This is a genomic window from Citrobacter freundii complex sp. CFNIH9 (assembly GCF_002903305.1).
Lineage (GTDB): Bacteria > Pseudomonadota > Gammaproteobacteria > Enterobacterales > Enterobacteriaceae > Citrobacter > Citrobacter portucalensis.
This window is the reverse complement of record NZ_CP026238.1, coordinates 3,335,747-3,348,072: the sequence shown is the minus strand read 5'-3', so window position 1 is coordinate 3,348,072 and position 12,326 is coordinate 3,335,747. Positions and strand designations below refer to the sequence as shown.

Here is a 12,326-nt window from a genome sequence, read left to right as displayed (position 1 = left end):
ACTTAAAAACGTGCTACCGATCACATCATGAATTCTAAGCATAGAGGAAATAGATATCTGGAACATCGGGCGATGGCCCTAACTCTCCGCGCTAAACTTGTGCCAGGTAGTACAGAAAACGATTCAGGGCGGTAGTAGGCGTTTCGTTGTTGCGCCAGAATACGCCGACGCTGCCTTTTTGTTCAATCTTCGGCAGATTCAGGATAACCAGTTGTCCCTGGGCGGCATACCGTTGTGCCAGCCGTAGAGAAAGAATAGAGATCATGTCGCTACTTTGCAGCAGGTTGGTACTGACGTTGATTGATGCCGATTCAATGATGTTTTCCGGCAACATTACGCCGTTATCAACCAGCGCGTTATCAATGCTTATCCGGATAGGGGTTCCTGTCGGCCAGACAATCCAGCGCCAGTTAGCCAGATCGTGCCAGGTGAGCAGGGGATATTTTGCTAAGGGATGGTCGGGGCGGGCGACGAAACAGACCGGCTCGGTATACAGCACCTGATAATTGAGCGGCAACTGAAGCGCCCGACCGCCGACGCGACCGACGACGACATCCACCGAACCCGCGAGCAGATCGTGCAGCAGCGGGGTCATCACTTTCTCTTCAATATTTAGATGCAGGGTTGGCAGTTCTGTGAGCAAACCCAGTATTGCCTGTGAAACACAGTCGGTCGCTACCGGCGAGCAGCCAATCTTCAGACTCCCTACAAGGCCGCCTTGCTTAAAACGGGCGATTTCATACTGCGAACGCTCCATATCATTGATCAGGCGTTGGGCATGTTGCAGTAGCAACTTGCCGCCTTCGGAAGGACGCAAGCCTTTACTGTGACGTTCAAAGAGCGTGATGCCAATCTCATCTTCGAGCTGTGATAACCATTTCGACAACGCGGGCTGGGTGATATTCATCATCCGGGCGACGTGCGTCAGATTTCCCTGTTCGCCCAGCGCGATAAGCGTTTGCAGGTGTTGCAACTTCAGTTTCTGCGCCCAGTTTGCCATTTGATATAACCTCCAGGTTATGCCTCTGCATGAAAAGCCATTGTACATTTCATCTCCAAACATACAAAGTCGCAACATACCTAAAACAAAACAGACATCTACTCTACCTGCACTGAGGCATTCACTATGACTCAACAACGTGATCTACAAGCACTGATCGATTCCGCCCCCGTCGGTAAGACGCAGTGGCGCGTGATTATCTGCTGTTTTCTGGTTGTCATGCTTGACGGATTTGATACCGCGGCGATTGGTTTTATCGCACCCGATATTCGCACTCACTGGCAGCTTACTGCCGGCGATCTGGCACCGCTGTTTGGTGCAGGTCTGCTGGGGCTGACCGCTGGCGCGCTGCTCTGTGGCCCGCTGTCCGACCGTTTTGGCCGCAAACGAGTGATAGAACTCTGCGTGGCGCTGTTCGGTGCGCTTAGTCTAATTTCGGCTTTTTCACCCGATCTGCAAACGCTGGTTATTTTGCGCTTTCTTACCGGCTTAGGGCTGGGCGGCGCGATGCCGAATACCATTACTATGACCTCGGAATACCTGCCCGCGCGTCGGCGTGGCGCACTGGTCACCATGATGTTCTGTGGCTTTACTCTGGGATCGGCAATGGGCGGTATCGTCAGCGCACAGCTGGTGCCGGTGATTGGTTGGCACGGCATTCTGGTGCTGGGAGGCGTTCTACCGCTAATGCTGTTTGTTGCTCTGCTGTTTGCGCTACCGGAATCCCCGCGCTGGCAGGTTCGTCGTCAACTGCCGCAAAACGTGATTGCCAGAACCGTTAGCACCATCACCCGGGAACGTTATGACAATACCCATTTTTATCTCAACGAAGGTGCCGCGATAGCTAAAGGCAGCATTCGCCAGCTGTTCGTTGGGCGACAGCTGCCTATTACTCTGATGCTATGGGTAGTGTTCTTTATGAGCCTGCTGATTATTTATCTGCTCTCCAGCTGGATGCCAACGCTGCTTAACCATCGTGGAATTGATCTGCAGCATGCCTCCTGGGTAACTGCCGCCTTCCAGATTGGAGGAACGCTGGGGGCACTGGCGCTGGGCGTGCTGATGGACAAATACAATCCTTTCCGCGTGCTGGCCGTGAGTTATGCGCTGGGCGCAGTGTGCATCGTCATGATTGGCCTGAGCGAAAACGGTCTGTGGCTGATGGCACTGGCTATTTTTGGCACCGGCATCGGCATTAGCGGTTCTCAGGTTGGTCTTAATGCGTTAACCGCTACGCTTTATCCGACACAAAGCCGGGCGACGGGCGTCAGCTGGTCTAATGCAGTGGGGCGCTGCGGCGCGATTGTCGGCTCGCTTTCCGGCGGGGTGATGATGGCGATGAATTTCTCATTCGATAACCTGTTTTTCATTATTGCCGTCCCGGCGGCCATCAGCGCGGTAATGCTTACGCTGCTGACGGTTGTTATCCGCCAGTCGGCCTCTGCCTCAAATACTCTGCCACGCGCAGGTGTTGTGAATGAATAAGGAGAATCCCTATGTCTGAACTGAATCAGGACGTTAAGAACAGCCGTCAGCAGTTTTACCAGCATATTTCCGGGCAGAATCTGACCCCTCTGTGGGAGTCGCTGCACCGCCTGGTGCCGCCAACACCGAACGCACATTGCGCGCCTGCGTACTGGAACTATCAGGAGATCCGCCCGCTGCTGCTGGAAAGTGGCGATCTGATTGGCGCGAAAGAGGCGATTCGCCGCGTGCTGGTGCTGGAAAACCCAATGCTGCGTGGACAGTCTTCAATCACCCCAACGCTGTACGCGGGATTGCAGTTAATTATGCCGGGCGAGGTTGCGCCGAGTCATCGTCATAATCAGTCTGCGCTGCGCTTTATTGTCGAAGGGAAAGGGGCATTTACCGCTGTGGACGGTGAGCGCACCCAGATGCATGAAGGCGATTTTATTCTGACGCCGCAGTGGCGCTGGCACGATCACGGCAACCCGGGCAGTGAACCGGTGGTGTGGCTGGACGGTCTGGACCTGCCGTTGGTGAACCTGCTGGGCTGTGGCTTTGCGGAAGACAACCCGGAAGATCAGCAGCCGGTCACGCGCAAGGAAGGGGATTACTTACCGCGCTACGCGGCCAATATGCTGCCGCTGCGTCATCAGAAAGGTAACTCATCGCCGATTTTTAACTATCGCTACGATCGCAGCCGTGAAGCACTGCATGACCTGACGCGCATGGGCGACGCCGATGAGTGGGACGGTTACAAGATGCGTTACGTCAACCCGGTAACCGGCGGTTATCCCATGCCTTCGATGGGAACCTTCCTGCAACTGTTGCCGCAGGGCTTTTCCTCACGAATGGCGCGTACCACCGACAGCACTATCTACCACGTGGTGGAAGGAAGTGGGCAGGTCACCATTGGTAACGAGACCTTCAACTTTTCGCCAAAAGATATCTTTGTGGTGCCGACCTGGCACGGCGTGTCGTTCCAGACCCACGAAGATACCGTCTTATTCAGTTTTTCGGACAGACCGGTTCAGGAAGCACTGGGGTTGTTCCGCGAAGCACGCTATTAATTTGGGAGAGAGAAAATGACGCAATACGTATTTGAACCACAAGCGCCTGTTACCGTTCCGGTTGTTGGCTGTGATGAACAATTTCCTGTGCGCCGTGTTTACTGCGTGGGCCGTAACTATGCCGCTCATGCCCGTGAAATGGGCTTTGATCCGGATCGCGAACCACCGTTCTTTTTCTGTAAACCTGCCGATGCGGTAGTCCCGGTGGCGGCTGGTCAGATCCTCGAACTGCCGTACCCATCGCAAACCGATAACTATCACTATGAGATAGAGCTGGTGGTGGCGATTGGCAAAAAGGGCAGTGATATTCCGCTGGAAAAAGCGCACGAATATATCTGGGGCTATGCCACCGGCCTGGATATGACCCGCCGTGATCGGCAGATGGAGATGCGGCAGATGGGGCGTCCGTGGGAAATTGGCAAAGCGTTTGATCTCTCCGCACCCATCGCGCCGCTGCATAAAGCCAGCGAAAGTGTGGATGTTAACAATGCGCCAATCTGGTTGCAGGTCAACGGCGACGATCATCAGCGTAGCGATATTCGCCACCTCATCTGGTCTGTGAATGAAACCATCAGCTATCTGTCTGGTTTCTTTGAACTGCAGCCGGGCGATCTGATCTACACCGGTACCCCAGAAGGCGTGGGGGCGGTAGTGAAAGGGGATGTGATCACCGGAAACGTAGACGGTTTAACCCCCATCGCCGTGAAGATTGTCTGAGGTGGATGATGAAGCTGTACAGTTTCTTTAATAGCTCGGCGTCATATCGGGTGCGCATTGCGCTGGCGCTGAAGGGGCTGGATTACCAGACGGTGGGCGTCAACATTCGCATCGGTCAGCAGAACGAACTGGCCTACCGACGGATGAACCCGGTGGGACTGGTGCCGACTCTGGTGACCGATGACGGAGAATCACTTGGGCAGTCGCTGGCAATAATTGACTGGCTGGATGGCCACTTTCCGCAAACGCCACTGCTGCCTGCCGACTTCCCGGTGCGCAGTAAGGTGCTGGAAATTGTCTATGCCATCGCCTGTGATATCCACCCGGTGAATAACATGCGGGTACTGCGCTACCTGAGCGAAGAGTTAAAGGTCAGTGAAGAAGATAAAAAACGCTGGTATGCACATTGGATCCAGCAAGGGTTAAGCGCGGTGGAACAGATGCTGCGCCAGAGTCATTCGGGAAAGTTCTGCGTGGGTGATGCGCCGACGCTGGCGGATTGCTGTCTGATCCCACAGTGGGCGAACGCGTTACGTATGGGGTGCGATCTGAGCGGATATCCGCGCTGTAAGGCGGTATATGATGCCTGTACTCAGCTTCCGGCGTTTATCGCCGCCGCGCCCGAGAATCAACAAGATAAAATTCCAGCCTGATAAGGAGAACGACAATGGCTAAAGTGACACGCGCAATTATCGTGGGTGGCGGGATTGGCGGCGCGGCGACCGCGCTATCGCTGGCCCGTCAGGGCATTAAAGTGATGTTGCTGGAGAAAGCGCACGAGATTGGTGAAATTGGCGCGGGTATTCAGCTCGGGCCGAATGCATTCTCTGCTCTGGACAGCCTTGGCGTGGGAGAAGTCGCCCGTCAGCGTGCCGTTTTTACCGACCACATCACGATGATGGATGCGGTAAACGCAAAAGAGGTGGTCCGCATTGAAACCGGCCAGGCGTTCCGCGATCACTTTGGCGGTCCTTATGCGGTTATCCATCGGGTTGATATTCACGCCAGCGTTTGGGAAGCGGCGCTGGTGCATCCTAACGTTGAGTATCGCACTTCAACTAACGTGGTTGATATTCGCCAGACAGAGAATGACGTGACGGTATTTGATGAGCACGGCAACAGCTGGACGGCGGATATTTTGGTGGGCTGTGACGGTGTAAAATCGGTCGTTCGTCAGTCTCTGATTGGCGATGCGCCACGGGTTACCGGACACGTGGTCTATCGCGCCGTGATTGATTGCGATGATATGCCGGAAGATTTACGCATTAACGCGCCGGTGCTGTGGGCCGGACCACACTGTCACCTGGTGCACTATCCGCTGCGCGGCGGTAAGCAATATAACCTGGTGGTGACCTTCCACAGTCGTCAGCAGGAAGAGTGGGGTGTGAAGGATGGCAGCAAAGAGGAAGTGCTCTCCTATTTTGCGGGTATTCATCCGCGCCCGCGTCAGATGCTTGATAAACCGACGTCATGGCGGCGCTGGTCCACCGCCGACCGCGAGCCGGTAGAAAAATGGGGAACCGACCGCATCACGCTGGTGGGGGATGCCGCGCACCCGGTGGCGCAATATATGGCGCAGGGTGCCTGTATGGCGTTGGAAGACGCGGTAACGCTCGGTAAAGCGCTACAGCAGTGTGATGGCGATGCGGCTGATGCCTTTGCGCTGTATGAGTCGGTGCGTATTCCGCGTACCGCACGCATCGTCTGGTCAACGCGTGAAATGGGCCGTGTCTACCACGCCGCAGGCGTCGAGCGGCAGGTGCGTAATCTGCTGTGGAAAGACAAATCGCAGGCAGAGTTTTATCGCGGTATGGAATGGCTGTACGGTTGGAAAGAAGATAACTGTCTGTTGCCGCGCTGAGCCTCTTTAATCTCCCGAACGGAGGCGCTACCATAGCGCCTCTTTTTTTGCGGGTGACGATATGCGTGTTTTACTGGCGCCGATGGAAGGCGTGCTCGACTCACTGGTGCGCGAGCTGCTGACTGAAGTGAATGATTACGATCTGTGCATTACCGAGTTTGTGCGCGTGGTGGATCAGCTCCTGCCGGCAAAAGTATTTCATCGACTTTGCCCGGAACTGCATAACAACAGCCGGACGCCATCCGGCACGTTGGTTCGCATTCAGCTGTTAGGACAGTATCCGCAGTGGCTGGCGGAGAATGCCGCACGAGCGGTAGAACTGGGCTCGTACGGTGTCGATCTAAACTGTGGCTGTCCATCGAAGCTGGTGAACGGTAGCGGCGGTGGCGCAACATTATTGAAAGATCCTGAGCTTATCTACCGGGGCGCAAAAGCTATGCGCGAGGCGGTCCCGGCTCATCTTCCGGTGACGGTGAAAGTTCGTCTGGGCTGGGACAACAGCGACCGGCAGTTTGAAATTGCCGATGCCGTCCAGCAGGCTGGTGCCAGCGAACTTGCGGTGCATGGCCGAACCAAAGAGCAGGGCTACAAGGCGGAACATATCAACTGGCAGGCGATTGGCGAGATCCGTCAGCGGCTGTCCATTCCGGTTATTGCGAATGGCGAAATCTGGGACTGGCAGAGCGCCCAGGATTGTATGGCCATCAGCGGATGCGATGCGGTGATGATCGGACGTGGCGCATTAAATATTCCGAACCTGAGCCGCGTGGTGAAATACAACGAGCCGCGTATGCCGTGGCCTGAAGTCGTGACGCTGTTGCAAAAATATACCCGCCTTGAAAAGCAGGGGGACACCGGGCTGTATCATGTAGCGCGGATTAAGCAGTGGTTAGGGTATTTGCGCAAAGAATATTCAGAGGCAACAGAACTGTTTCAGGAAATTCGTGCGTTAAATAATTCGCCGGATATCGCACGTGCGATTCAGGCTATCGAGATTACTGCCTGCTCTCAGTTCCAGTAGGCCGGATAAGGCGTTTACGCCGCCATCCGGCATCAGAGAGAAGAATAGCCTGAGATTTCTGCTATCAGGCCTGGGCGAAATGACGACATCAGAAAATCATCTTAAACACGCCTGTTACCACCAATAGCCCAATCAGAAAAATAATCAGAATTACCCACAGCAGAATTTTCATTAACTTTCCTTTTTTTGGTAAGTTCAGATTGAGTATAGGAAAGTATCAATCATTCTGCCTGGAGGCGTTGTTATGCTGGTTTACGTGCGCTGAGCAGAAACACCATCGGCCGCTCTTTTTCTTCATCTAAAGCCGGGTTTTCAGCAATCTGTTGCGCGGACGGTCCCCATTCATCGACACAGACGATCTCGAATCCGGCGGCAATCAGCGCATTAATCCAGGTCGCCAGCTTACGGTGCTGTTTTTTGACGCCTTCAGCAAACCAGTTACTGATGCGCTCACCTTCCTGCTGATAATGATTAACCGGCCAGGATAGCTGCCCGGATTTATCTTTTATCCAACCCTGATTAAGCGGTGCGGTATAAATTGGATGCTCGGCAGAGAAAACTAACATACCGCCTGGTGTTAATGACTGGTAAATGGTTACGAATAATCGTTCTATATCGTGCAAATAGTGCAGGGCAAGCGAGCTATAAACTAGGTCAAAAGAATTTGGGGACAGGGTTAGCGTTTCGAGATCTTCACGCTGATAAACGATGCCATTACCCTGTGTCATACTGTGTGCCTGGGTTAACATTTTTTGTGAAATATCCAGTCCCATTACGCTGGCTGCCTGATTATCGCACGCGTAGCGGCAAAACCAACCATATCCACAGCCCAAATCAAGAATATTTTTGCCTTGAAGAGAGGGGCGCATCGCTTGTATTGTCGGCCATTCTGGCGCGCCGTCGAGTCCCTTTACTGAACGATCCAGCGTGGCATATCCGGCAAAGAACTCAGGATCGTCATAGATATTCTGTGACATAACATCTCCATCCATTAATTATTAAAATTATTTAATCTATATTATTCACGAGGTGTATATTTTTCTGATTATATATTTTTATTGCCAAAGATGTATTGCCACGCGTAACTAAAAAAGCAACAGCGACAAGTCGTAATCTCTGCACATCTTTTCTTACCTGTATATCTCCATGAATCGTAATTCTGTGTTTGTCACGACGGCATTGTTGCCGCTTTTTGTTCTGATGTCTGGCTGCGCGCCGATGCATGATGACCGCCAGTCTCTGTCACAGCAGACGCCTGCCGCAAATGTCGATACCACATTGCCTGCCGCGTTAAAAAATGGCTGGCCGGACAGCCAGTGGTGGAAGGCATATCACGACCCCCAGCTTAATGCGTTGATTGACAGCACGTTGCGAAATTCTCCTGATATGCAGGTCGCGGAACAGCGCATTCAACTGGCGGAGGCGCAGGCTAAGGCCGTGGAAGCACAAGATGGCCCAGAGATCGACTTCTCCGCAGACGTTGAGCGTCAGAGAATGTCAGCTGAGGGGCTGATGGGACCTTTCGCCATAACCGATCCCGCAGCAGGAACCACGGGGCCGTGGTACACCAATGGAACCTTTGGTTTAACCGCCGGCTGGAATCTGGATCTGTGGGGTAAGAATCGGGCCGAAGTGACTGCGCGCATTGGAGCCGTTAAGGCGCGTGAGGCTGAGCGCGAGCAAACCCGGCAGCTGCTGGCGAGCGGTGTCTCCCGTCTTTACTGGGAATGGCAGACGCAGGCGGCGCTGAAAACCGTGCTGACGCAAATCGAAACTGAGCAGCAAAACGTGATTACCGTCGATCGTCAACTGTATCAAAACGGCCTCACTTCTTCGGTGGAAGGCGTCGAAACCGATATCGATTCCAGCAAAACAGAGCAGCAGCTGAATGATGTCAGCGGTAAAATGAAGGTGATTGAGGCGCGCCTAAGCGCGCTGAGCAACTCGCAGTCCGTTGCCCTGAAGCTCCATTCGACCAAACTGCCCGTGGTTGAAAGTCAGCTCCCGTCCCAATTGGGCTACTCGCTGCTGGCCCGTCGACCAGATTTGCAGGCAGCTCACTGGTACATTGAGTCATCGCTGAGCAGCATTGATGCGGCGAAAGCGGCGTTTTATCCCGATGTGAATCTGATGGCATTTTTACAACAGGATGCGTTACATCTGAGTGACCTGTTCCGCCATTCCGCGCAGCAAATGGGCGTAACCGCCGGGCTGACGCTGCCAATCTTTGACAGTGGCAGGCTGAATGCGAATCTCGATATTACGAAAGCGCAAAGTAACCTGACGGTGGCGAATTACAACAAAGCTGTGGTGGATGCGGTGAATGACGTGGCACGTGCGGCATCGCAGGTAGAAACACTGGCGCAGAAAAATCAGCATCAGCAGCAGATTGAACATGACGCTCAGCGCGTAGTGGGGCTGGCGCAGGCGCGCTTTAATGCGGGTATTATTGCGGGCTCCAGGGTTAGCGAGGCAAAGATCCCGGCATTACGTGAACAGTGCAACGGTCTGCTTTTGCAAGGCCAGTGGCTGGATGCCTCAATCCAGTTGACCAGCGCGCTGGGCGGCGGTTATCACGCATCCTGATTGTTCGGCCCGACGGTGTTCCGCTGTCGGGCCATCTTCATTGCGCTTTACGCGTGCTTCGGCGTTTCATCCACCAGCGGACGCCCGCGACTATCCCGATAACCAGCACCAGCCAGATGCCATGCTTGATATGCTGGTCGAGGCTGTGCAGCCACGGCGCGATCACTTCACCACCGACGTAGCCGAGGGTGGTAAATAGCAATGCCCAGACAAACGCGCCAAGAATATTCAGCGGTAAAAAGATCTTCGGCGGCAGGTGACTGGCGCCAATCAGTAAGGGACCAATAACGCGAAAGCCGTACATAAAGCGCGTACCGACCACAAACAGGTAAGGACGCCGTTGGATCATTTTCTGCGCATAATGAATTTTCGCCTGATGGCGCGAGAAACGACGCAGAATTTTGCCGCCAAAACGACGTCCGAGTAAATAGAGCAACTGATCGCCAATCATCCCACCTAGTGCGACCGAGAGTACCACCAGCGGGAATTTCAGGACTCCCTGATGCGCCACGACACCGCCTAACAGGGTAATGGTTTCACCTTCCGCCAGGCTGCCGATGATTAACGCAGCATAGCCGTACTGCGCAACATAATGCGTTATATCCATACGTTGTATGACCTCCACGGTAATAGCATACACCCTATGAATACTTGATGCCGGAAAAGCCGCGTAGTAGCGCTTAACGTCGTTCAGTTCCCTAATGCCTGATGGCGCTTCGGCGCTTCGGCGCTTCGGTATTTTTCATGTGTACATAAAATAATCAAAAGCTGAATTATACTTGAAGTGTTGAGGTCCGGAGCTGACAATAAGGGGGCGGTATGAACCATGTCTGGGGGCTGTTTTCCCATCCCGATCGTGAAATGCACGTGATCAACAGCGAAAACGAAAGTGTTTCGCATCACTATACCCACCATGTACTGCTGATGGCGGCAATCCCGGTTGTTTGCGCATTTATCGGTACCACGCAAATCGGCTGGAATTTTGGCGATGGCAATATCCTGAAGTTATCTCTGTTGACCGGATTTGCGATGGCAATTCTGTTTTACGGGGTGATGCTGGCAGGCGTCGCCGTCATGGGCCGGGTTATCTGGTGGATGGCACGTAATTACCCGCAGCGCCCGTCGTTGGCCCACTGTATGGTCTTTGCAGGGTATGTTGCGACGCCGCTGTTTTTAAGCGGATTGGTCGCACTTTATCCGCTGGTCTGGCTGTGCGCATTGGTGGGGACCATTGCGTTGTTTTACACCGGTTATTTACTCTATCTCGGCATTCCGACGTTCCTGAATATCTCTAAAGAGGAAGGCCTGAGCTTTTCCAGTTCGACGCTGGCGATCGGTGTGCTGGTACTGGAAGTTCTGCTGGCGATTACGGTAATCCTGTGGGGTTACGGCTATCGGTTATTCTGACGGATAAACCTGTCTGCGCTGCGTTGTTGACGTAAAAGTCAGCAACGCAGCATTTCGAGACGATTCTCCTGTGGCGGCAAACCTGCCGGATCGCTATGATGCCTGAGCTAGCTTGAGATAATACTTAGTCTCTGGCGGTGTGCGTTGTGACGTGCGTGAACCATTATCAGAAATCTCATCATGCTGAAATTCCGAGTTTCATTATTAAGCCTTGCCCTGGTGCTGGCCGTTCCTTTTGCACCCCAAGCCGTGGCTAAAACGGCAACTACCGCAGCAGCTTCTCAGCCTGAGATAGCGTCCGGTAGCGCGATGATTGTTGATCTGAATACCAACAAAGTTATCTATTCGAACCACCCGGACCTTGTGCGTCCGATTGCGTCGATTACCAAATTAATGACCGCGATGGTGGTGCTTGATGCACGACTGCCGTTGGATGAGAAGCTGAAAGTTGATATCAGCCAGACGCCGGAAATGAAAGGCATCTACTCTCGTGTGCGACTGAACAGTGAAATTAGCCGTAAAGACATGCTGCTGCTGGCGCTGATGTCATCAGAAAACCGTGCGGCGGCGAGCCTGGCGCATCATTACCCTGGCGGTTATAACGCGTTTATTAAGGCTATGAATGCCAAAGCGAAAGCGCTCGGCATGACTCAGACACGCTTTGTGGAACCAACCGGCTTATCGATTCATAACGTCTCGACCGCTCGTGATTTAACCAAGCTGCTGATCGCCAGCAAGCAGTATCCGCTGATTGGCCAGTTAAGCACCACGCGTGAAGATATGGCGACCTTTGCCAACCCGGCTTATACGCTGCCATTCCGTAACACCAACCATCTGGTATACCGCGATAACTGGAATATTCAGTTAACCAAAACCGGGTTTACCAATGCGGCAGGCCACTGTCTGGTGATGCGCACCGTGATCAATAACAAACCGGTGGCGCTGGTGGTGATGGATGCGTTCGGTAAATATACCCACTTTGCCGATGCCAGCCGTTTACGTACCTGGATCGAAACGGGCAAGGTGATGCCGGTTCCGGCAGCGGCGCTGAGCTATAAAAAGCAAAAAGCGGCGCAGATGGCAGCGGCGGGTTCAGCGACGAGCGAGCAAACTGCACAGAACGATTAAATAAGACACCTCATCCGGCATACACATAGCTAATGTAGCGGTAGGCCGGGCAAGCGAAGCGCCCCCGGCAAC

Annotated in this window: 13 protein-coding genes; 9 read left to right on the top strand and 4 right to left on the bottom strand. The window is 53.7% G+C overall.

Translation table 11 applies throughout. The features are described from left to right. Positions 1-91: 91 nt before the first annotated feature. The gene (locus C2U43_RS17190) at positions 92-1,000 is read right to left on the bottom strand and encodes a LysR substrate-binding domain-containing protein (RefSeq protein WP_071444684.1); all 909 of its coding nucleotides are present in this window, start codon (positions 998-1,000) and stop codon (positions 92-94) included. A 126-nt stretch (positions 1,001-1,126) separates the two neighbouring features. On the opposite strand from C2U43_RS17190, the gene mhbT reads away from it, so the two are divergent. The 6 genes from mhbT (at position 1,127) to dusC (ending at position 7,133) form a co-directional block, all read left to right on the top strand. Beyond that, positions 1,127-2,485: a 3-hydroxybenzoate transporter MhbT gene (gene mhbT, locus C2U43_RS17185; RefSeq protein ID WP_103285547.1), complete on the top strand. Its 1,359-nt coding sequence runs from the start codon at positions 1,127-1,129 to the stop codon at positions 2,483-2,485. 11 nt (positions 2,486-2,496) lie between these two features. Continuing rightward, complete coding sequence (gene gtdA / locus C2U43_RS17180) at positions 2,497-3,534, top strand: gentisate 1,2-dioxygenase (RefSeq protein WP_103285546.1); 1,038 nt, start codon at positions 2,497-2,499, stop codon at positions 3,532-3,534. A gap of 15 nt (positions 3,535-3,549) precedes the next feature. Then, positions 3,550-4,251, top strand: coding sequence for a fumarylacetoacetate hydrolase family protein (locus tag C2U43_RS17175; protein ID WP_032943989.1), 702 nt, complete (start codon positions 3,550-3,552; stop codon positions 4,249-4,251). A gap of 8 nt (positions 4,252-4,259) precedes the next feature. Then, positions 4,260-4,904 (top strand): maleylacetoacetate isomerase, encoded by a 645-nt coding sequence (gene maiA, locus C2U43_RS17170; protein WP_003834489.1) that lies wholly within the window; start codon positions 4,260-4,262, stop codon positions 4,902-4,904. Positions 4,905-4,918: 14 nt separating this feature from the next. Further along, positions 4,919-6,112 carry a 3-hydroxybenzoate 6-monooxygenase gene (locus C2U43_RS17165; protein ID WP_032943986.1) on the top strand — a complete coding sequence of 398 codons (1,194 nt, stop codon included), beginning with the start codon at positions 4,919-4,921 and terminating at the stop codon, positions 6,110-6,112. Positions 6,113-6,173: 61 nt separating this feature from the next. After that, a complete protein-coding gene (dusC, locus tag C2U43_RS17160; RefSeq protein ID WP_100272124.1) occupies positions 6,174-7,133 on the top strand; it encodes a tRNA dihydrouridine(16) synthase DusC in 960 nt (319 codons plus the stop codon). A gap of 88 nt (positions 7,134-7,221) precedes the next feature. Here the strand turns inward: dusC and yohP are convergent, their stop codons facing one another. Together yohP and C2U43_RS17155 are read right to left on the bottom strand one after the other, a co-directional pair. Next, entirely contained in the window at positions 7,222-7,305 is an 84-nt protein-coding gene (yohP, locus tag C2U43_RS30230; protein ID WP_015572324.1) for a small membrane protein YohP, read from the bottom strand. 70 nt (positions 7,306-7,375) lie between these two features. Next, positions 7,376-8,110 carry a class I SAM-dependent methyltransferase gene (locus tag C2U43_RS17155; protein WP_103285545.1) on the bottom strand — a complete coding sequence of 245 codons (735 nt, stop codon included), beginning with the start codon at positions 8,108-8,110 and terminating at the stop codon, positions 7,376-7,378. A 169-nt stretch (positions 8,111-8,279) separates the two neighbouring features. On the opposite strand from C2U43_RS17155, the gene mdtQ reads away from it, so the two are divergent. Beyond that, a complete protein-coding gene (gene mdtQ, locus C2U43_RS17150; protein ID WP_008785255.1) occupies positions 8,280-9,719 on the top strand; it encodes a multidrug resistance outer membrane protein MdtQ in 1,440 nt (479 codons plus the stop codon). Positions 9,720-9,756: 37 nt separating this feature from the next. Here mdtQ and C2U43_RS17145 read toward each other — a convergent pair whose 3' ends face one another. Further along, complete coding sequence (locus C2U43_RS17145) at positions 9,757-10,326, bottom strand: DedA family protein (RefSeq protein WP_003834476.1); 570 nt, start codon at positions 10,324-10,326, stop codon at positions 9,757-9,759. A gap of 212 nt (positions 10,327-10,538) precedes the next feature. Between C2U43_RS17145 and C2U43_RS17140 the strand changes: the two genes are divergently transcribed. Both C2U43_RS17140 and pbpG read left to right on the top strand, forming a co-directional pair. Further along, positions 10,539-11,126, top strand: coding sequence for a Yip1 family protein (locus tag C2U43_RS17140; RefSeq protein WP_003834475.1), 588 nt, complete (start codon positions 10,539-10,541; stop codon positions 11,124-11,126). Positions 11,127-11,306: 180 nt separating this feature from the next. Next, positions 11,307-12,254, top strand: coding sequence for a D-alanyl-D-alanine endopeptidase (gene pbpG / locus C2U43_RS17130; RefSeq protein WP_048234922.1), 948 nt, complete (start codon positions 11,307-11,309; stop codon positions 12,252-12,254). The last annotated feature ends 72 nt before the right edge of the window (positions 12,255-12,326 follow it).